Genomic DNA, 20,259 nt, shown 5'->3' with positions numbered 1-20,259 from the left:
GCGCGTGAAGGGGCAAATTCCGCACGCCGGCGTATGGTGGTGGCCGGCATGCTAGCGTGGTGCGATGGAACTGGACCTGCCTGGCGCCGATCTGCGCTGGTATCCCGAGTGGCTGGACCCGGCCGCGGCGGCGGCGCTGTGCGCGCAGTTGTTGCGGGACGTGCCATGGGAGGTGCACCGGATCCGCCTGTTCGGCAAGCTGGTCGATTCGCCGCGGCTGAGCTGCTGGATCGGCGATGCCGACGCCAGCTACCGCTATTCCGGCACCCGCTTCGCGCCACATCCGTGGCCAGAGGCGCTGCTGCCGCTGCGCGCGCGCTTGGCGGCCGAGACCGGGGTGGCGTTCAACAGCGTGCTCGCCAACCGTTACCGCGACGGCCGCGACGCCATGGGCTGGCACAGCGACGACGAGCGCGAACTCGGCCCGATGCCGGTGATCGCCTCGCTGAGCCTGGGTGCGACGCGTCGCTTCGTGCTGCGCCATCGTCAGGAGCCGGCACTGCGCCAGGCGCTGGAACTGACCTCCGGCGGGCTGCTGCTGATGGCGGGCGAGACCCAACGCCTGTACCGGCATGCGCTGCCGCGCACGGCCAGGCCGGTGGGGGAGCGGATCAACCTGACCTTCCGCAAGATCGTGTGATGGCGCATCCCTTCTCCCTCCGGCAGAAGGTGCCCCGAAGGGGCGATGAGTGTGCGAGTTGCCAGGGAAGCGTCTGGAGGAGATGGCTCCCTGGCTGCCGCACCCTCACCCCTGACCCCTCTCCCGGTGGGAGAGGGGAGCGAAGCTGTGATCCCTTCTCCCTCCGGGACCACGGCCCCCTTTTTGGGGGAAGGTGCCCCGAAGGGGCGGATGAGGGTGCGAGTTGCAAGGGAAGCGTCTGGAGGAGATGGCTCCCTGGCCGCCGCACCCTCACCCCCGACCCCTCTCCCGGTGGGAGAGGGGAGCGACGCCATGATCCCTTCTCCCTCCGGGAGAAGGTGCCCCGAAGGGGCGGATGAGGGTCGGATGGCTAGGGAGGTGTCTGGGGAAGACGGCTTTGCGGCCGCCGTACCCTCACCCCCAGCCCCTCTCCCGGTGGGAGAGGGGAGTCAATCAGCGCCGCGGCGGCTTCGGGCTGGCCGGCGGCGGCACGCTGGGGGCCAGCGCGGTCGCCGCATCGGCCTGGCCCTGCTGCAGGGTCCAGCCGACCACGTCGTGGCCGAGTTGCGACATGGCCTGGCCGAAGGCGTCGACCACCTGCGATTCGGCGGTGCCGGCGGCGGGTTCGGTCACCAGGAAGGTGCGCGAGGCGACCACGCGCTGGTCGGCGCTGTACAGCAGCTTGGCGTTGAGCTCGATTGTCGCCGACGGCACCGCACGCCCGGCGTAGTCCGATTCGAAACGGCGCAGGTCCAGCAGCAGCTTGTAGTCGGCGCGGATGCCGGTGCCGAGCCGGGCCACGCCCGGTATGCGTCCGGAATCCTCGAACGCGCGCAGCAGCATGTCCTCGAGCATGTCGGTGGCCGGCTGCGCCCAGCTGACGCCGCCGTATACCTGCAGTTCGTCGGGCGTCGGCCGCACCGCGATGCGCGAACTGTCGACCACGCGCGCGGCGCTGGGCTTGGTCAGCGCCAGTTGCCAGCTCACCTGCGGCCAGGCCGGGTCGGCGGTGACCCGCACGTCCGGCGCGTAGATCGTCACCGGCTCCTTGTTGCCGCCGGGCAGCGAGCAGCCGGCCAGCAGCAGGGCCGGCACGGCGAGCAGGAGGAAGGCGCGCATCGGCTTCATTTGGGTTTGAACTCCTTCGGGGCGTCGCGGCCGAGCAGGTAGCGCGCGGGGTTGTTGTCCAGGCGGTCGCTGACCCGGCGCAGGTCGCGGATCAGGCCGCGCAGTTCGGTCAGGGTCGGGCCGAGCTGGCCGAGGCCGTCGTTGGCGAAGCTGTTGATCGCCGAGCGGTTCTCGCCAAGGATCTTGTCGGCATTGCCCGCGGCCGAATCCAGCTTGCTCAGCGTGTCCTCCAGCTTGTTGAGGATCGGCGGCAGCTGCTGCACCAGGTTCTGGTCCAGGCGCTGGATGGTGCCGTTGGTGGTCTTGAGCGTGGTGTCCAGATTGCGCGCGGCGTCGCGCGCGCTGACGATCAGCGACTGCATGCCCTGGTCGCGGTCGGCCAGGCCGCCGCTGATGGTCTCCAGGTTGTGCAGGGTGGCGGTGATGCTGGCGACGTTGCGGTCGCTGAGCACTTCGTCCAGGCGCTCGACGATGCGGTTGGCGGTGTCGGTGATGTTCTGCAGCGCCGAGGGCGTGGTCTGGATGATCGGTGCATCGCTGTTGTCGATCGAGGTCAGCGCCGGCGCTTCCGGGGTGCCGCCGGAGAGCTGGATGATCGACGGGCCGGTCAGGCTGGTGATGCCCAGCTTGGCGCGGGTGTCGCTCTTGATCGGCGTGGTCGAGTTGACCCGGACCCGGGCCACCACCTGGCGCGGATCGTTCGGCGCCAGGGTCAGCTCGGTGATGGAGCCCACCGCGATGCCGTTGTACTGCACCGGGCTGCCGACCGACAGGCCGGTCACCGCCTCGCGGAACACCACGCGGTATTCCTGCCAGGTGCGGTCGGAGGAGTACTTGGCGGCCCAGAGTCCGAACAGCAGCAGCGCGATCCCCACCACGATGGTGAAGGCGCCGATCAGCACGTAATTGGCTTTGGTTTCCATGGGCTCAGGGGGTCTCGGTCCAGGCGGTCTTGGCATCGCGCGCGGCGCGGGCGCGCGGGCCGTGGAAATACTCTTGGATCCACGGATGGTCCACTTGCTCGATCTCGGCCAGCGGCGCGTTGGCGATGACCTTGCGGTCGGCCAGCACCGCCACGCGGTCGCAGATAGCGTACAAGGTGTCCAGATCGTGGGTGATGAGGAACACGGTCAGGCCCAGCGCTTCCTGTAGGGTGCGGATCAGCCGGTCGAAGGCGGCCGCGCCGATCGGGTCCAGCCCAGCGGTGGGCTCGTCCAGGAACAACAGTGGCGGATCCAGCGCCAGCGCACGCGCCAGCCCGGCGCGCTTGCGCATGCCGCCGGACAGCTGCGAGGGCAGCTTGTTCAGCGCATCGGCGGGCAGGCCGGCCAGCTTCACCTTCAGCAGCGCCAGCTCGTAGTGCCAGCTGTCGGGCAGTTCGCCGAAATGCTCCTTCAGCGGCACCTGCACGTTCTCGCCGACGGTCAGCGAGGAGAACAGCGCGCCGTCCTGGAACAGCACGCCGGTATTGCGTTCCACGTGCAGGCGATCGGCGCGGCGGCCGGAATCGGTATCCACGCCGAGCACCTGGATCTTGCCGGCATCGGGCTCGCGCAGGCCGAGGATGGTGCGCATCAGCACCGACTTGCCGGTGCCCGACCCGCCGACCACGCCGAGGATCTCGCCGCGGCGCACGTCCAGGTCCAGCTCCTCGTGCACGGTCTGGGTGCCGAAGCGATTGACCAGGCCGCGCACCGAGATGGCCAGTTCGGGATTCGGGAGTGGGGATTCGGGATTGGTCAAAGCAACCGCTCCCGTCCCGGCGCGCAGCGCCCGGCTTCAACCAATCCCCAATCCCGAATTCCGAATCCCGGCTCCATCACCACCCCATGTTCATGAACCACAGCGCGGCGATCGCGTCGATGATGATCACCAGCGAGATCGTCTGCACCACGCTGGAGGTGGTGCGCTCGCCGACGGACTGCGCGGTGCCTTCCACGCGCAGTCCCTCCAGGCAGCCGATCAGGCCGATCACGATGGCGAAGATCGGCGCCTTGGACAGGCCCACCAGCATGTGCCGGATCTGGATGGTGTCGTGCATGCGCGCCAGGTACATCTGCGGCGGGATGCCCAGGTCGAAGGCGCCGACGGTGACGCCGCCGGCCAGGCCGGCGATCATCGCCACGAAGGTCAGCAGCGGCAGCATCAGCAGCAGCGCGACCAGCCGCGGGATCACCAGCAGGTCCATCGGGTCCAGGCCCAGGGTCTGGATCGCGTCGACCTCTTCGCGCGCCTTCATCGCGCCGATCTGCGCGGTGAAGGCGCTGGCGGTGCGCCCGGCCAGCACGATCGCGGTCAGCAGCACCGCGAACTCGCGCAGGAAAGCGATGCTGACCAGCTCCACCACGTAGATCTCGGCGCCGAAGTCGCGCAGGATCGTGGAGCCGAGGAAGGCGATCACCGCGCCGACCAGATACGACAGCAGCGCCACCAGCGGCACCGCGTCCAGGCCGACCTGCTCCATGTGGTGCACGGTGGCGGTCAGGCGGAACCGGCGCGGCGCGTGCAGCAGCCGCAGCAGCTTGACCAGGGTCTCGCCGAGGAAGCCGACCAGGGCGACGATTTCCTTGCCGTTGCGGTGCACCGCGTAGCCCAGGCGTTCCAGCGCCGCGGCGAAGCCGTAGTCTCGCTTGCGCTTGGGGCGGTCGTCGGCCACGTCCTCGATGGTGGAGACCAGTGCGCGGTGGTCCTGGCGGAAATCCAGCGCCTCGTGGGCGATGCCGTTGCGGGTGGCGTAGCGCATCAGTTGCAGCACCCCGGCCGAATCCAGCTGGCCGATGCCGCTGGCATCGATGCCGGTGATGCCGGCCGGCATGCCGCGCAGCACTTCCGAGGACGCCAGCGCCGTGGCCAGGGTCCAACTGCCGGTCAGCCGCACCCGCGAGGGGTCTCGGTCGTCCTGGCTGAGTTTGGGCGGTTGCGGTTCGATCATGGGGGCGTCCGGTGCGCGAGCATACCTGTTTCGCCCGTGTTGCAGATGTGGTGATCGCGACGGGGTGGCCGGGCGCGGCGTTCGCGCCATACTAGCCGACATGCCCGCCGCTCCCACCGTCAGTCCCTCCGCCAACGCGACCTACGCGCAGCGCATCGCCTTCGTCTCCGACATCGCCGGGCGACTGCACACCTACGGCACCACCGCGCAGCGGCTGGAGGCGGCGGTGGTGGCGCTGGCGCAGCAACTGGACCTGGACTGCGAACCCTGGTCCAACCCGACCGGGCTGATCCTCAGCTTCAGCGACCCGACCAAGGCGATCGGCTCCAGCGACATCACCCGCGTGGTGCGGCTGGCGCCCGGCGACAACGACCTGCACAAGCTCAGCGTCGCCGACCGCATCGCCGACGACGTGGCCAGCGGGCGCATGAGCGTGGCCCAGGGTCACACCGCGCTGCGCCAGCTGGACCAGCCGCCGGGGCGGCGCTGGATGGCGATGCAGGTGCTCGGCTTCGGCCTGGCCGCGGCCGGCGTGGCCGGGCTGTGGCGCCTGCCGTGGCTGGATATCGCCACCGCCACCGCGATCGGCCTGCTGATCGGCGTGCTCACCCAGCTCACCGACAAGCGCCCGGCGACCAAGGAAGCCAACGACGCGCTGGCGGCGTTGCTGGCCGGTTTCGTCGCGACCCTGGTGGCCAGTTTCGTGGCGCCGCTGAATCTCAATACGGTGATCATCGCCTCGCTGGTGGTGCTGCTGCCGGGTATGGCGCTGACCAATGCGGTCAACGAACTCACCAGCCAGCACTGGGTCTCGGGCACGGCGCGCTTCGCCGGCGCGGTCACCACCATCGTCAAGCTGACCGTCGGCGCGGTGATCGCGGTGACCCTGGCGCAACTGCTGGGCCTGGAGCCGATGGTGCGGGCGTCGCGGCCGCAGCACGGCTGGGTGGAATGGGCCTCGCTGCTGGTCGCCGCCTACGCGTTCGCACTGCTGTTCAAGGCCAGCCTGCGCGATTATCCGTTCGTGATGGCGGCCTCGGTGGCCGGCTACGCGATCGCGCGCTTCGCCGGCGACGCCTGGGGCAGCCCGGTCGGCATCTTCCTGTCGGCGATGGTGTTGACCGCGGCCGGCAATCTGTTCGGACGCATCGTGCACCGGCCGGGCGCGCTGGTCCGGTTGCCGGGCATCATCATGCTGGTGCCCGGGAGTGCCAGCCTGCGCGGGCTGTTGACCCTGGTCCAGCAGCAGGACGTGCTCGGCGGGCAATCGGCGCTGCTGACGGTGACCAATATCGTGATGGCGCTGGTCGCCGGCCTGCTGTTCGGCAATCTGTTGGTACCGGCGCGCAAGAATCTTTGAATGCGGTATAAAAAACGCCGGCATGCGCCGGCGTTTCGACTGCGGTGCCGTGGCGGATCAGGCCTTCGGCGCAGCGCTCTTGCTGGCCTTCTTGGCGACGCGCTTGACCGCCTTCTTGGCGGTTTTCTTGGCCGGCGCGGCGGATTTGGCGGCGCCGCCGGCGATCAGGAAATCGTCGACCTTCTTGCCCTTGGCGACCAGATCGGCCAGCCAGCGCGGCTGCTTGCCACGGCCGGTCCAGGTTTCGGCGGCATTGGCGGGATTGCGGTATTTCGGCGGAACCTTGCCCAGTTTGCGGCCCGGCTTCGGACCCGGCTTGCCGGCCTTGCGGCCGCGCGGGGCAGCGGCGCCACCGCCGAAGACTTCCTCGATGCTGTAGCCGTGGCTCTTGGCCAGGCGGGTCAGCTGGGTGCGGACCTTGGCGATGGGAGTGCGCTTGGCGACGATGGACTGCTGCTTCTTGGCGGTCTTGATGAGCGCGCCCAATTGCTTGGCCGACAGGCCGCTGAGATCGATGGTCATCTTTACTCCGGAAAATGGGTGGTGGCCTTCCGCCATTCCCTGGCAGCGCAGAATCATAATGATGCGGAATCGCCTTGACAAATATCCGGCTTATTCGCGCCGGGTATTTCCAGTCGCAATGCCGTTGGAATATGTCCTTATGGATCCATGCCGGGCGTATTCAATTGCGCCGATACCCGCCTGGTTTCCCCCATAAGGCGTGACGGCGGCGTAAAGAAAAAGGGCCGGGATATCCTCCCGGCCCTTTCGTCATGCCTGCAGGCGTGCCAGCAAGGTGCTTCGATCCAGGTGTTCGGCATCGCCGCCGCTGCGCGCGCGATATTCGAAGGTGCCGGCGGCCAGGCCCCGCTCCGAGACCACCACCCGATGCGGAACGCCGATCAATTCGATATCGGCGAACATCGCGCCGGGGCGCAGGCCGCGGTCGTCCAGCACGGCATCCAGCCCGGTTTGCTGCAGCTCCGACAGCAGCGCTTCGCCGGCAGCGTCGACCGCCGGATCGCGCTTGGGATTGATCACGCACACCGCCACCGTCCACGGCGCCATCGGCTGCGGCCAGCGGATGCCGGCGTCGTCGTGGTTCTGCTCGATCGCCGCAGCGACGATGCGGGAAATGCCGATGCCGTAGCAGCCCATCGCCAGCGTCACGGTCTTGCCGTTCTCGTCCACCACGGTGGCGTCCAGCGCCTGCGCGTACTGGCGGCCGAGCTGGAACACATGGCCGACCTCGATGCCGCGGGCCAGGCGGATCTCGCCGCCGTCGTGGGCACGCTCGCCCTCGACCACGTTGCGCAGATCGGCCACGGCGTCCGGTTCCGGCAGGTCGCGGCCCCAGTTGACCCCGGCCAGATGGAAGCCGCGCTCGTTGGCGCCGACCACGAAGTCGGCCAGCGCCGCCACATCGCGATCGGCGACCACGCGGATCGGCTGGCGCGGACCCAGCGGGCCGAGGAAGCCCGGTTCGCTGCCCAGGTGCGCGAGGATCTCGGCCTCGCTGGCCATGCGGTAGCCGGCCAGGCCGGCGACCTTGCCCAGCTTGATCTCGTTGACCGTGTGGTCGCCGCGCACCAGCGCCAGCACGAAGGTCTCGCCGGCCATCACCGCCACCGACTTGACCGTGCGCTGCAGCGGCAGGCCGAGCAGCTCGGCCACCGCCTCGCAGGTCTTCTGGGTGGGCGTGGCGACCTTGCGCAGTTCCTCGCTCGCCGCCGGGCGCGGGGCCGGCGCCGCGGCGACGGCGGCTTCGACGTTGGCCGCGTAGTCCGAGCCGGTGGAGAAGGCCAGCGAATCCTCGCCGGAGGCGGCCAGCACGTGGAATTCCTGCGAGGCGTCGCCGCCGATGTCGCCGGAATCGGCCTGCACCGCGCGGAACTGCAGCCCCAGGCGGGTGAAGATGCGGGTGTAGGCCGCCTTCATGTTCTCGTACTCGCGCGCCAGGTCCTCGTCGCTGATGTGGAACGAGTAGGCGTCCTTCATCAGGAACTCGCGCGCGCGCATCACCCCGAAGCGCGGGCGGATCTCGTCGCGGAACTTGGTCTGGATCTGGTAGAAGTTGACCGGCAACTGCTTGTAGCTGCTCAGCTCCTGCCGCGCGAAATCGGCGGCGGCCTCTTCGGCGGTCGGGCTGTAGCAGTAGTCCTGTTCCTTGCGGTCCTGCATGCGCAGCATCAGCCCGCCGAACTTGCTCCAGCGCCCGGTGGCGTCCCACAGCTCGCGCGGCTGGATGGTCGGGAACAGCACTTCCACCGCGCCGGCGCGGTTCATTTCCTCGCGCACCACCGCTTCCACCTTGCGCAGCACGCGCAGGCCCAGCGGCGACCAGGTGTACAGGCCGGAGGCGAGCTTGCGGATCATGCCCGCGCGCAGCATCAGCTGGTGGCTGACCAGTTCGGCGTCGGCCGGGGTTTCCTTGGTGGTGTGCAGGTGGAACTGGGAAAGGCGCATCGAGGGGCTTCGCAGACGGCGGGTCGCCCATTTTGCCAGTCATTGCCGGCGCTGCGGGCATCGCCCGCGGCCGGCCGCGCGCGTTCGGCTTACTTGGCGGGTGCGGCGGCCGGGGTGCAGTAGGCCTTGATCGCGGCCTCGGCCAGGGCCTTCTGCGCGCCGCGCTGGGATTCGTCCAGTTCCCCGTCCGGCTTGCCGTCGCCATCGCTGTCGGTGGTGATCTTGCCGGGCTTGTCGAGGATGTCCAGGTTCTTGCGCGCGGTCAGGCACTTGGCGTTCTCGGCCGGGGCCGCCTCGGGCGTCTCGGCCGGGGCGTCGCCACGGGTGTCGACCTTGCGCACCTGGTACTTGCCGCCGGGGGGCGGGGTCTCGGCATAGTGGGTAACGCCCTGCGCGTCCTTCCATTGGTACAGGGTGGTGGCGCCGAGCATGCCGCTGACGGCGAGCAGCGGCAGGCAGCAAAACCGGGGCAGGGCGCGCATCTCGGTCTCCAGGGCGCGGGGGGGGCGCCGATTGCAGCACCCGCCGACGGGCCTGGCAAGTCGATTAGACTGGCGGGATGGACCCATCCCGACCGCCCCCCCGTTCGCGCACCATCTACCTGCTGCCGAACCTGTTCACCACCGCCGGCCTGTTCTCCGGTTTCTACGCCATCATCGCCGCCGCCAACGGCCAGTTCGTGCACGCCAGCGTGGCGGTGTTCGTGGCTGCGGTGATGGACGGGCTGGACGGGCGCGTGGCGCGGCTGACCGGCACCAGCAGCGAATTCGGCGTGCAGTACGACTCGCTGGCCGACCTGGTCAGCTTCGGCATGGCGCCGGCGCTGGTGATGTACCACTGGTCGCTGTCGGCGCTGAAGTTCGACGGCAGCATGCTGGGCCGGGTCGGCTGGTCGGCGGCGTTCCTGTACGCGGCCTGCGCCGCGCTGCGCCTGGCCCGCTTCAACACCCAGGTCGGCACGGTCGACAAGCGCTGGTTCGTGGGCCTGGCCAGCCCGGCCGCGGCCGGGCTGATGATGGCCTTCGTGTGGTCCTTCGCCGACGGCTCGCTGGGCTGGGACGGCGAACAGCTGCGCTACGTGGCGCTGGGCCTGACCGTGACCGCGGCGCTGCTGATGGTCAGCCGCATCCGCTTCTGGAGCTTCAAGGGCAGTGGCGAGAAGGGGCCGCGCACCGATCGGGTGCCGTTCCTGATGCTGGTGCTGGCGCCGATCGTGCTGGCGGTGCTGGTCATCGACCTGGCCCGGGCGCTGCTGGCGATCGGCGTGCTGTACGCGCTGTCCGGCCCCTGCCTGTGGCTGTGGCGGCGCTGGCGCAAGGTGCCGGACGCGGCATGAGCGAGCCCGCGTCCATGCATGCGCCGTTGTGGTCGGCCGAGCAGGTGGGCTGGCTGCAGGCGCTGGGCCACACCGTGTACGTGGATGCCGCGGCCGTGGTCGAGCCCGAGCCCATCCCGTCGCCGGCGACCGAGCCGGCGCCGCCGGTGCAGCGCGCGCCATCGGCATCGGCGCCGCCGCGTGGCGGCCATGCCGCCGACATGCCGGCCGGCGACGCACCGGAACGGCGACGGACGCCGGCACCACCGGCACCGGTGGTGCAGCCGGATTCCGTGCGTGCGGTCCCTGCGGCAGGTGCGCGCCGGGTCGGGCTGCGCCTGCCCGACCGCCTGCAGATCGCCCTGCTGCGCGCCTCCGGCCTCAATCCCAACGATCCGGCCACGCAGGCGCTGATGGCGACCTGGCCGCTGGACGAACTGCGCGGCAATGCGGCGGCCAAGCGCGCGCTGTGGCCGCAGTTGCGCGCGCTGCGCAAGCGGGCGCCGCGATGAGCGCACTGGGGTCGGCATCGGCGCCCACGGCCACGCTGCGCGCCTTGCGCGAGGCCGATCTGGACGCGGTGATGGAGATCGAGCGCCGCGCCTATCCGTTCCCCTGGACCCGCGGCATCTTCCGCGACTGCCTGCAGGCCGGTTACCCGGGCTGGGTGCTGGTGGAGGAGGGCACGATCGTCGGCTACGGCGTGATCAGCGTCGCCGCCGACGAGGCGCACATCCTCAACGTCTGCGTGGCGCCGGAGCGGCAGTCGCGCGGCTACGGCCGGCTGCTGCTGCGCGCACTGATCAAGTACGGCGTCGATCTCGGCGCGCGCCGGGTGTTCCTGGAAGTGCGGCCGTCCAATCCCAATGCGATCGCGCTCTACCACAGCGAAGGCTTCAACGAGATCGGCCGGCGCCCGCGCTACTACCCGGCCGCGAATGGCCGCGAGGACGCGCTGGTGATGGCGATCGAGCTGTTCTTCGACGGCATGTCCTGAGCTCCTGCGCGTCCGCCGCGGGCGGCGTGCGGTTTCGTTCGAGTGCTGCTGCCTGGGCGCGGAAGGCGTCGGTGCAAGCGCCGGTGTAGGTGGTGCTGGCCTGCTCCCGGCCGGTGCGGCGGCGCCGCGCCGCATGCGCCCCGCGACCTGATCCTGGCGATGCCGCTGCAGGCGGTCGGCGGCGGCGCCGGCAGTATTCGTTGCGGCAATCGCACCTGCGTGCTGTGCGTCGATCGGCGATGACGGGTGCGCGTCGCCACCTGACTGTTGTGGTTTTCCTTGTGCTTTCGTGCCGTCGCAGGCAGCTTCCGCAATGTCGCCTTCTGTCGGTGGGACAGCGTTGTTGTCCCGCAGCGATGGCGTCGCGGCGCCCTGGCGCGCGCGGGCGATTCGTGCGACGCGGCTCACACATCGTGCGGTTGGATCGTGCGTTTCTCCATCGCCTCTTTACACGCGCCACGCGCTCCCTACAGTGCGCGCCTCTTCGGCGCCTGCCTCCCACGAAGGCATGACCCGCAGTTGTCCGAGGGGACAGCGATCGCGCAGGCGTCGCCGTGCATTCCGCTGCTGCGGAGCGCGCGCGCCTGCGTCCAAACCACGCACGCTCACGAGGTTTCCAGGATGACCACGCAGTCCCTCATCGCTTCATCGCCACGCTCGCCGCTGCGCACGTTCGGCCTGGCCCTGTGCCTGGCCGGCCTCGCCGGCACCGCCCATGCCGACGCCAGCCTGGAGGTCGCCAGCACCGGCTGGGCCACGCAGAACGGCGGTACCAAGGGCGGTTCCAAGGCCGCCGCGGCCGACGTCTACAGCGTCAGCACCGCGGCACAGCTGAAGGCCGCGCTGAAGGCCAGCGCCGGCAGCAACGGCCGCATCATCAAGGTCAACGGCATCATCGACATCAGCGAAGGCACGCCGTACAGCACCACCGCGGACATGAAGAGCCGCGCGCGCCTTGACGTGCCCACCAAGACCACGCTGATCGGCGTCGGCAGCAACGCCGAGATCCGCGAGGGCTACTTCTACGTCAAGGCCAACGACGTGATCGTGCGCAACCTGACCATCGAGAATCCATGGGATCCGCAACCGGTGTGGGATCCGAACGACGGCAGCGCCGGCAACTGGAATTCCGAATACGACGGCATGACCATCGAGGGCGCCAGCAACGTGTGGGTGGACCACGTGACCTTCACCGACGGGCGCCGCACCGACGACCAGAACGGCACCGCCAACGGCCGCCCCAAGCAGCACCACGACGGCGCGCTGGACATCAAGAAAGGCGCCAACTACGTCACCGTGTCGTACTCGGTGTTCAAGTCGCACGAGAAGAACAACCTGATCGGCTCCAGCGACAGCGCCTCCAGCACCGACAGCGGCAAGCTCAAGGTGACCATCCACAACACCCTGTTCGAGAACATCTCCGCGCGCGCGCCGCGGGTGCGTTTCGGCCAGGTGCACCTGTACAACAACTACCACGTGGGCAGCACCAGCAATTCGGTGTATCCGTTCTCCTATGCGCACGGCGTCGGCAAGGAATCGAAGATCTTCTCCGAGAACAACGTCTTCGACATCAGCGGCGTGAGCAGCTGCGACAAGATCGCGGCCGACTACGGCGGCAGCGTCTACCGCGATTTCGGCTCGCTGCTCAACGGCCAGGCGCTGACATGTTCCTGGAACAACAACATCGGCTGGACCCCGCCGTACACCTATTCGCTGTTGCCGGCGAACAAGGTGGCCGCGGACGTCAAGGCCAAGGCGGGCGCGGGCAAGCTCTGAGGATGTCGCTACGCCGCCGCCTGGAAGGCCGGGCGGCGGGGTAGTGGTGTGCTGAGTGTCGTCGCTTCGCCAGTCGATGGCGTAAGGGAATTGGAGCGTTGGTCGCGATGCCTGACGGTGCGGCATCGCGGCTGAATCGCGTCGTCTCCAATGTGCAGGACGCCTGCACTTTTGCAGCGAGCTCGTGCTCGTGTTGTAGGAGCGGCTTCAGCCGCGACCCGTTACAGACCGCGGTCGCGGCTGAAGCCGCTCCTGCAACCGGCGTTGCGCTACAGCTTGGCGCGCTGCGCGCGCAGTCCGTCCAGTTGTGCGCTCCAGTCGGCCAGGCGCTGGCGTTCCTGTTCGATCACCGCGGCCGGCACCTTGTCGGTGAACTTGGCCAGCTTGGCCTCGCTCTTGTCCTTCTCGGACGCGACACGGGCGATTTCCTTGTCCAGACGCAGGCGTTCGGCATCCAGGTCGACCAGGCCTTCCAGCGGCACCAGCAGCGTCAGTTCGCCGACGATCGCGGTGGCCGCGGCCGGCACCGGTGCGCCGTCGTCCAGCCACTGGATGGCCTCGAGCTTGAGCAGGAAGCGCAACTGCGCGGCGAACCGCTCGACGCGCGCACGGTCCTGTGCCTGGCCACCCTGCAGCAGCAGCGGCACCTGCCGCGACGGCGCCACCTGCAGTTCGCTGCGCACGCGGCGCAGCGCCGACACCATCGCCTTCAGCCATTCCACGTCGGCCGCGGCGCCGGCGTAGGCGGCCACGTCCATCACCGCCGCGTCCGGGTACGGCTGCAGCGAGATGGTCGGCGCGGCGATGCCCAGGCGCGGCGCCACCTGCTGCCACAGCTCCTCGGTAAGGAACGGGGTCAGCGGGTGCAGCAGGCGCAGCAGGGTTTCCAGCACGTGCAGCAGGGTGTGGCGGGTGCTGTCGGCAGCGACCGCGTCGTCGCCGCTCAGCGCCGGCTTGGCCAGTTCCAGGAACCAGTCGCAGAACTCGTTCCAGACGAATTCGTACAGGCATTGCGCGAGCAGGTCGAAGCGGTACGCGGCGAACTGCGCCTGCGCCTCGGCCGTGACCGCCTGCAATCGCAGCAGGATCCACTTCTCTGCATCGGTGACCGGCTCTTGCGATTCCCGAATCCCGACTCCCGACTCCCCGCCCGGCGTGTTCATCAGCACGAAGCGGCTGGCATTCCACAGCTTGTTGCAGAAGTTCTTGTAGCCCTCGGCGCGGCCCAGGTCGAACTTGATGTCGCGGCCGTGGCCGGCCAGCGCGGCGATGGTGAAGCGCAGCGCGTCGGCGCCGTGGGCGATGATGCCCTCGGGGAATTCCTTGCGCGTGGCCTTCTCGATCTTCTCGGCCATGCGCGGCTGCATCAGCCCGGTGGTGCGCTTGGCGACCAGGTCCTCGATGCTGATGCCGTCGATTATGTCCAGCGGGTCGAGTACGTTGCCCTTGGACTTGGACATCTTCTGCCCGTCCTTGTCGCGAATCAGGCCGGTGATGTAGACGTCGCGGAACGGCACCTTGCCGGTGAAGCTGTCGGTGGCCATGATCATGCGCGCCACCCAGAAGAAGATGATGTCGAAGCCGGTCACCAGCACGCTCGACGGCAGGTAGCGGTCGAAGCCGCGCTCGGCCATCGCCTGTGGCTCCGGCCAGCCCATGGTCGCGAACGGCCACAGCTGCGAGGAGAACCAGGTTTCCAGCACGTCGCTGTCCTGGGTGAATCCACTCTCTAGAATTTTCTCAAGATGCGCTTTTTCGGCCGATGCATCGTCGTCGGTGCGCTGATCGAGCGCCGCCTGGATGATGCGCTTTTGGCACTCGCTGATCTTGTGCGTGAGCTTCTCGCGCACTTCAGCCTCGCTACGCCCGACGTGTGCTTCGCCCGTGTAGTCGAACCAGGCCGGAATGCGATGGCCCCACCATAGCTGACGGCTGATGCACCAGTCCTGGATGTTCTCCATCCAGTGGCGATAGGTGTTGATCCAGTTCGGCGGCACGAACTGGATCTGCCCGGACTCGACCAGCTCCAGGCCGCGCTTGGCCAGCGCGTCCATTTTCACGAACCACTGGTCGGTGAGGTACGGCTCGATCACCTGGCCGGTGCGATCGCCGCGCGGCACCTGCAGCTTGTGCGGCTTGGTCTCGACCAGGATGCCGAGGTCTTCCAGATCGGCCAGCACCGCCTTGCGCGCGTCGTAGCGGTCCAGACCGCGGTATTTTTCCGGGACGCTGTCGTTGAGCGCAGCGGTCTGCGTGAACAGGTTGATCATCGGCAACCCATGCCGCACGCCGACCTGGTAGTCGTTGAAGTCGTGCGCCGGCGTCACCTTGACCACGCCGGTGCCGAACGCGCGGTCCACGTAGTCGTCGCCGATCACCGGTACGCGGCGGCCGGTCAGCGGCAGCGTCACCGTCTTGCCGATCAGGTGCGCGTAGCGCGTATCCTCCGGGTGCACCATCACTGCGGTATCGCCGAGCAGGGTCTCCGGGCGGGTGGTGGCGACCACCAGGTAGTCGCGGGTCTCGCGCAGGGTCTCGTTGCCGTCGGCGTCGTGCTCGACGTGCTCGTAGCTGGCGCCGTCGTCCAGCGTGTAGGCGATCGACCACAGGAAGCCGTCTTCCTCGACGTTCTCCACTTCCAGGTCGGAGATCGCGGTCTTCAGCACCGGGTCCCAGTTGACCAGGCGCTGGCCGCGGTAGATCAGGCCCTGTTCGTGCCAGCGCACGAAGGCCTCGATCACCGCCGCCGACGGCTGCGGATCCATGGTGAAGGTGCTGCGCGACCAGTCGGCCGAGGTGCCGAGGCGGCGCATCTGCCGCTCGATGGTGTCGCCGGAGTGCTGCTTCCACTCCCAGACCTTGGCGATGAAGCCGTCGCGGCCCAGCGAATCGCGGGTCTCGCCCTTGCCTTCCAGGGTCAGGTTGCGCGACACCACCATCTCGGTGGCGATGCCGGCGTGGTCGCTGCCGACCTGCCACAGCGTGTCGAAACCGCGCATGCGGTGGTAGCGCACCAGCGCATCCATCAGCGTCTGCTGGAAGGCGTGGCCCATGTGCAGCGTGCCGGTCACGTTCGGCGGCGGCAGCAGCACCGTGTACGGCGTGCCCTGCCCGGACGGCGCGAAGTAACCGGACGCTTCCCATTGCGCGTACAGGCGCGATTCGAAGGACTTGGGATCGTAGCTGGAGGCGAGGGTGGTCATGGAGAAGCCGGGATTGGGGATTGGTGATTCGGGATGTCTTGCCGTGCGGTGCCGATGAGGGAGCGGGGCGGGGACTCATCCCGAATCCCGAATCCCCACTCCCGGCGCTTCACATATCGTGCTTGCTGACCGCGTAGCCCTGCGCCTTGTACTGCTTCCAGCGCTCGCGCAGCGGGTCGCGCGCGGACGGGTCGGCCGGCACCACTTCGAGGACGCGGTCGCAGGCGCCCAGGTAGGGCGCATCGCGCAGGTTGATCACCAGCGGCCGTTCCGGCGCATCGACACCGGGCGGGACGATCAGCACCTGCGCCTCTTCTTCGTCGGCATCGGCGTCGGCGATCTGGTGCGGGATGTAGGCGTCGGCATCGAACGCCCACAGCAACTCGTCCAGTTCTTCGGCCTGGGCCATGTCGCGCGCCAGCACCAGCGTCCACAGGTTGGCGTCGTTGGCCTTGCGCGCCAGTTCGCACACCAGCCGCAGCGGTTCGTTGAGGAACCGCGGCTTGGCGATCAGGTAGAAGTCGGCGCGCATCAGGGCTGGGATTCGTTGGTGGGGATTGGGGATTGGCAACCGCGGATCACGGTCGCCTGCCGGAGCAGGGGGCGCGGAAAGGGAGCGCTGCGGCGCCTTTCACGAATCCCCAATCCCGACTCCCCAATCACGCCGCGCCGCCTGCGGCGCGGTCGAGCAACCACTGCGACAGCAGGCCCACCGGCCGGCCGGTGGCCATGCCGCGCTTGCCTTCGTCGCTGGCGACGCCGGCGATGTCCAGGTGCGCCCAGCGCTGGCCTTCGGTGAAGCGCGACAGGAAGCAGCCGGCGGTGATCGCGCCGGCCCAGCGGCCGCCGATGTTGTAGACGTCGGCGAAGCTGGAATCCAGCAGGCCCTGGTACTCGTCCCACAGCGGCAGGCGCCAGGCGCGGTCGAACACGTGCTCGCCGGCGGCCAGCAGTTCGGCGGCCAGGTCGTCGTGCTTGCTCATCAGGCCGGCGGTCTGGTGGCCGAGGGCGACCATGCAGGCGCCGGTGAGGGTGGCCACGTCGATCAGCGCCGCCGGCTTGAAGCGCTCGGCGTAGGTCAGCGCGTCGCACAGGATCAGACGGCCCTCGGCGTCGGTGTTGCCGACCTCGATGGTCTTGCCGGACATGCTGGTGATCACGTCCGATGGGCGGTAGGCGTTGCCGTCGATCGCGTTCTCCACCGCCGGCACCACCACCACCAGGTTCAGCGGCAGGCGCGCGGTCGCGGCGGCGACGAAGGTGCCGATGACGTTGGCGCCACCGCACATGTCGTACTTCATCTCCTCGATGCCGCCCTGGGTCTTCAGGTTGACGCCGCCGGTGTCGAAGGTGATGCCCTTGCCGACCAGCACGTAGGGCTGGGCGTCGCCGCCACCATTCCACTTCAGCACCAGCAGCCGCGGGCGGTTGGCCGAGCCGCGCGCCACCGCCAGCAGCGAGCCCATGCCCAGTTCCTGCATCTGCGTCTCGTCGAGAATCTCGGCCTCGGCGCCGTCCACGCCCCGGGCGAAGGCGGCGGCGGTCTCGGCCAGGTAGGCCGGGGTGCACAGGTTCGGCGGCAGGTTGCCCAGTTCGCGGGCGAATTTCACGCCGGCGGCGATCGCCTCGCCCTGGGCCAGCGCGGTGGTGTCGTCGCCGTGCACGGCCAGGCGGGCGAGGCCGCTGTCGTCGGGCTTCTTCTTGCCGAGGGTGGCGGTGTAGCGGTAGCAGGCGTGGTCGCTGGCGATCACCGCCTGGCGGATCGCCCAGGCCTGGTCGCGGCCCTTCACCTCCAGCTCGCTCAGGGTCAGCAGCGCGCTGGCCGCCGGCCCGCTCTTGAGCGCGCGCGCGGCGTCGCCGACCGCCTTCAGGTACTGCGGCACGCCGAACTTGGTGGCGTCGCCCAGGCCCACCGCCAGCACGCGCGGCGCCTGCACGCCGGGCAGGTCGTGGAGCAGGGCGGTGGCGCCGGTCTTGCCGCTGACGTCGCCGCGCTCGGCCAGCGCGGTCAGGCGTCCGCCGCTGGCCGCGTCCAGGGCCTGGGCGGCCGGGGACAGGCGCTTGTCGGCGAACACGCCGACGACGATGCAGTCGAACGCCGCGGTGGCCGGGGCGTCGTGGTTCAGGGTGAATTCCAGGGCCATTGATCAGATTCCGTTGGCAAATCCGTACAATCGCGGACTCTTTACCCCCAGTCGGATAGGCTGGGGCAGCCGCGAACGAATCCGAGAGTTTAAATCAACCCACCCCCATGCCGAAGCTCGATCGATACCTGCTGCGCGATTTCGTCCAGAGCTTCTCGGCCACCCTGATCGTGCTGCTGGTGGTCAGCGTCGGTGGTGTGCTGGTGGACATCCTGGGCAACATCGCCGATGGCCGCATCCCGGCCAAGTTGTTGTTTTCACAGCTGGGCCTGCAGTTCGTGGTGTACCTGCCGCTGATCCTGCCGCTGGCGCTGATGCTGGGCCTGCTGCTGGCGCTGGCGCGCCTGTACCGCGACTCGGAGATGGCGGTGATCACCGCCATCGGCGTGGGCCCGCGGCGCCTGCTGCGGCCGATCCTGATGCTGGTGATCCCGGTGGTGACCCTGGTCGGCATGTGCTCGCTGTGGCTGGGCCCCTGGGCCGACCGCACCTCCGACCGGCTGATCGACGAGGCCAACCACAGCCTGCTGATGGCCGGGCTGGAGGCTGGGCGCTTCACTCCGCTGTCCGACGGCGGCATCGTCTACATCAGCACTCTGTCCGGGGATGGCACCAAGCTCAGCAAGGTGTTCATGCAGCGGCAGAAGGACGGCCGCCTCGACGTGGTCACCGCGCAGCGCGGCGCCATGTTCTTCGAGGGCAAGGCCGACCGCTACCTGCGCCTGGAGGACGGCTACCGGGTCGAGGGCCCGCTGGCCGGCGACGGGCTGGACTACCGGATGATGCGTTTCGTCAGCAATGACGTGGCGCTGCCCGACCGCAACGCCGCGCGCAAGGACGATGACCCCGAACTGCTGCCCACCGCCAAGCTGATCGGCGATCCGCGCCCGCAGGCCAATGCGCAGCTGCATGCGCGCCTGGCGCCGCCGCTGCTGGCGCTGGCGTTCGCCCTGCTGACCCTGCCGCTGTCGCGCAGTTCGCCGCGGCAGCAGCGCTATGGCCGGATCATGCTGGCGTTCCTGGCCTACCTGGTCGGCACCAACCTGATGTTCCTCGGCACCCAGTGGCTGAGCACCGAGAAGCTGCCGCGCGCGCTCGGCCTGTGGTGGCTGACCCTGCCGTTGCTGGCGCTGGCGGTGTGGATGTACCTGCGCGATGGCCGGCTGTCGCGGCCGCGGAGGCAGCCGGCATGAGGCTGCGTCCGAACCTGCACGATGTGTACGTGGGCCGCGCCGTGCTCGGCACGGTGCTGCTGACCTGGGCGGTGCTGCTGGGCCTGGACGTGATCATGGCCCTGTCCAACGAGTTCAAGGTCATCGGCACGGGCAGCTACAGCCTGGGCCATGCCGCCGCCTTCGTGGCCTATACGGTGCCGCGCCGCGCCTACACCCTGTTCCCCACCGGCGCGGTGATCGGCGTGCTGATGGGCCTGGGCCAACTCGCCGCCACCTCCGAACTGACCGCGCTGCGCGCGCTGGGCCTGTCGCGGCGCCGGCTGAGCCTGGCGGCGGCGTCGACCATGGCGGTGCTGACCTTGGTCATGGTGGTCAACGGCGAGACCCTGGCGCCGTGGGCGCAGAACCAGGCCGACGCGATCAAGGCCAACGCCAAGTACAACGGCGACATGAGCATGGCCCGCTATTCCGGGCTGTGGGCGCGCGAGGGCAACACCTTCCTCAATGCCCAGGCCGGCGAAGAGCACCTGGAGGACGGCGGCGGCACCTGGCTGGAGCTGCGCGACGTGCGCCTGTACACGCTGGACGAGAGCGGCCGGCTGGCGTCGTTGACCCACGCCGCCATCGCCGAGCATCGTCATAGCAGTTGGACCCTCAAGCAGGCCTACCGCGACACCTTCGCCGAACGCTCGGTGCAGCGCGAGAAGTTCGACAGCCTGCCATGGCAATCGCAACTGGATGCGAAGGCGCTGGCCTCGGGCCTGGCCAAGCCGCGCAACCTGTCGGCGCGCGACCTGCACACCAGCATCGAGTACCGCCGCCGCAATGGCCTGGACGCGCGCGACTACGAGGACCAGTACTGGAGCCGCTGGTTCTATCCGCTGAATGTGCTGGCGCTGTGCTTCGCTGCGATCCCGTTCGCGTTCGGCGCGCTGCGCAGCGGCGGCATGGGCAAGCGCCTGTTCCTGGGCATCCTGTTCGCCCTGGTGTTCTGGCTGCTGCAGCTGTTCTTCGGCCGCATGGCCGGCGCCCTGAAGTTCGACTACCGCATCGCCTACGCCTTGCCGCCGCTGGTGATGCTCACCGTGTCCTGGTTGCTGTTCCGCAAGCGCAGCAGTTAGCG

18 protein-coding genes are annotated in these 20,259 nt (G+C 69.0%); 8 read left to right on the top strand and 10 right to left on the bottom strand.

Going from position 1 to position 20,259, the window contains the following annotated elements:
* The first annotated feature begins 64 nt into the window (after window positions 1-64).
* Complete coding sequence (locus AC1PMG_RS18375; protein WP_481109791.1) at window positions 65-640, top strand: alpha-ketoglutarate-dependent dioxygenase AlkB family protein; 576 nt, start codon at window positions 65-67, stop codon at window positions 638-640.
* 453 nt (window positions 641-1,093) lie between these two features.
* Here AC1PMG_RS18375 and AC1PMG_RS18370 read toward each other — a convergent pair whose 3' ends face one another.
* The 4 genes from AC1PMG_RS18370 to AC1PMG_RS18355 form a co-directional block, all read right to left on the bottom strand.
* A complete protein-coding gene (locus AC1PMG_RS18370) occupies window positions 1,094-1,768 on the bottom strand; it encodes an ABC-type transport auxiliary lipoprotein family protein (RefSeq protein ID WP_481109790.1) in 675 nt (224 codons plus the stop codon).
* On the bottom strand, window positions 1,765-2,691 hold the full coding sequence (locus AC1PMG_RS18365; RefSeq protein ID WP_295936670.1) for an MlaD family protein: 927 nt from the start codon (window positions 2,689-2,691) through the stop codon (window positions 1,765-1,767). Before AC1PMG_RS18365 ends, AC1PMG_RS18370 begins: the two co-directional genes overlap by 4 nt.
* A 4-nt stretch (window positions 2,692-2,695) precedes the next feature.
* The gene (locus tag AC1PMG_RS18360; RefSeq protein ID WP_481109789.1) at window positions 2,696-3,511 is read right to left on the bottom strand and encodes an ABC transporter ATP-binding protein; all 816 of its coding nucleotides are present in this window, start codon (window positions 3,509-3,511) and stop codon (window positions 2,696-2,698) included.
* Between the two features lie 76 nt (window positions 3,512-3,587).
* Window positions 3,588-4,700, bottom strand: coding sequence for an ABC transporter permease (locus tag AC1PMG_RS18355; protein WP_481109788.1), 1,113 nt, complete (start codon window positions 4,698-4,700; stop codon window positions 3,588-3,590).
* A gap of 100 nt (window positions 4,701-4,800) precedes the next feature.
* Between AC1PMG_RS18355 and AC1PMG_RS18350 the strand changes: the two genes are divergently transcribed.
* Window positions 4,801-6,060: a threonine/serine exporter family protein gene (locus AC1PMG_RS18350; protein WP_043093281.1), complete on the top strand. Its 1,260-nt coding sequence runs from the start codon at window positions 4,801-4,803 to the stop codon at window positions 6,058-6,060.
* A 57-nt stretch (window positions 6,061-6,117) separates the two neighbouring features.
* Here the strand turns inward: AC1PMG_RS18350 and AC1PMG_RS18345 are convergent, their stop codons facing one another.
* The 3 genes from AC1PMG_RS18345 to AC1PMG_RS18335 form a co-directional block, all read right to left on the bottom strand.
* Window positions 6,118-6,582, bottom strand: a complete 465-nt coding sequence (locus AC1PMG_RS18345; protein WP_017914622.1) for an H-NS histone family protein — start codon at window positions 6,580-6,582, stop codon at window positions 6,118-6,120.
* Window positions 6,583-6,831: 249 nt separating this feature from the next.
* A complete protein-coding gene (locus tag AC1PMG_RS18340; RefSeq protein ID WP_342073010.1) occupies window positions 6,832-8,526 on the bottom strand; it encodes a proline--tRNA ligase in 1,695 nt (564 codons plus the stop codon).
* 89 nt (window positions 8,527-8,615) lie between these two features.
* Window positions 8,616-9,008: a DUF4124 domain-containing protein gene (locus AC1PMG_RS18335; RefSeq protein WP_481109787.1), complete on the bottom strand. Its 393-nt coding sequence runs from the start codon at window positions 9,006-9,008 to the stop codon at window positions 8,616-8,618.
* A 77-nt stretch (window positions 9,009-9,085) separates the two neighbouring features.
* Here AC1PMG_RS18335 and pssA point away from each other — a divergent pair, with 77 nt between their 5' ends.
* The 4 genes from pssA (at window position 9,086) to AC1PMG_RS18315 (ending at window position 12,614) form a co-directional block, all read left to right on the top strand.
* Window positions 9,086-9,862: a CDP-diacylglycerol--serine O-phosphatidyltransferase gene (gene pssA / locus AC1PMG_RS18330; RefSeq protein WP_017913906.1), complete on the top strand. Its 777-nt coding sequence runs from the start codon at window positions 9,086-9,088 to the stop codon at window positions 9,860-9,862.
* Between the two features lie 14 nt (window positions 9,863-9,876).
* Window positions 9,877-10,353, top strand: coding sequence for an alanine acetyltransferase (locus AC1PMG_RS18325; RefSeq protein WP_481111706.1), 477 nt, complete (start codon window positions 9,877-9,879; stop codon window positions 10,351-10,353).
* Window positions 10,350-10,838, top strand: a complete 489-nt coding sequence (gene rimI, locus AC1PMG_RS18320) for a ribosomal protein S18-alanine N-acetyltransferase (protein WP_017907927.1) — start codon at window positions 10,350-10,352, stop codon at window positions 10,836-10,838. Before AC1PMG_RS18325 ends, rimI begins: the two co-directional genes overlap by 4 nt.
* A 621-nt stretch (window positions 10,839-11,459) precedes the next feature.
* Window positions 11,460-12,614, top strand: a complete 1,155-nt coding sequence (locus AC1PMG_RS18315; RefSeq protein ID WP_017912559.1) for a pectate lyase family protein — start codon at window positions 11,460-11,462, stop codon at window positions 12,612-12,614.
* Window positions 12,615-12,883: 269 nt separating this feature from the next.
* On the opposite strand, the gene AC1PMG_RS18310 is transcribed toward AC1PMG_RS18315, so the two are convergent.
* From AC1PMG_RS18310 to AC1PMG_RS18300, 3 genes are all read right to left on the bottom strand, one after another.
* Window positions 12,884-15,817, bottom strand: a complete 2,934-nt coding sequence (locus tag AC1PMG_RS18310; RefSeq protein WP_481109786.1) for a valine--tRNA ligase — start codon at window positions 15,815-15,817, stop codon at window positions 12,884-12,886.
* Window positions 15,818-15,926: 109 nt separating this feature from the next.
* The gene (locus AC1PMG_RS18305; protein WP_043090908.1) at window positions 15,927-16,352 is read right to left on the bottom strand and encodes a DNA polymerase III subunit chi; all 426 of its coding nucleotides are present in this window, start codon (window positions 16,350-16,352) and stop codon (window positions 15,927-15,929) included.
* A gap of 124 nt (window positions 16,353-16,476) precedes the next feature.
* Window positions 16,477-17,961: a leucyl aminopeptidase gene (locus tag AC1PMG_RS18300; protein WP_481109785.1), complete on the bottom strand. Its 1,485-nt coding sequence runs from the start codon at window positions 17,959-17,961 to the stop codon at window positions 16,477-16,479.
* A gap of 107 nt (window positions 17,962-18,068) precedes the next feature.
* On the opposite strand from AC1PMG_RS18300, the gene lptF reads away from it, so the two are divergent.
* A complete protein-coding gene (gene lptF, locus AC1PMG_RS18295) occupies window positions 18,069-19,154 on the top strand; it encodes an LPS export ABC transporter permease LptF (protein WP_017911112.1) in 1,086 nt (361 codons plus the stop codon).
* The gene (lptG, locus tag AC1PMG_RS18290) at window positions 19,151-20,257 is read left to right on the top strand and encodes an LPS export ABC transporter permease LptG (protein WP_481109784.1); all 1,107 of its coding nucleotides are present in this window, start codon (window positions 19,151-19,153) and stop codon (window positions 20,255-20,257) included. Before lptF ends, lptG begins: the two co-directional genes overlap by 4 nt.
* Window positions 20,258-20,259: the final 2 nt, after the last annotated feature.

It is taken from the genome of Xanthomonas sp. NCPPB 2250 (assembly GCF_056725265.1).
This window is presented reverse-complemented; position numbering and strand designations above follow the sequence as displayed.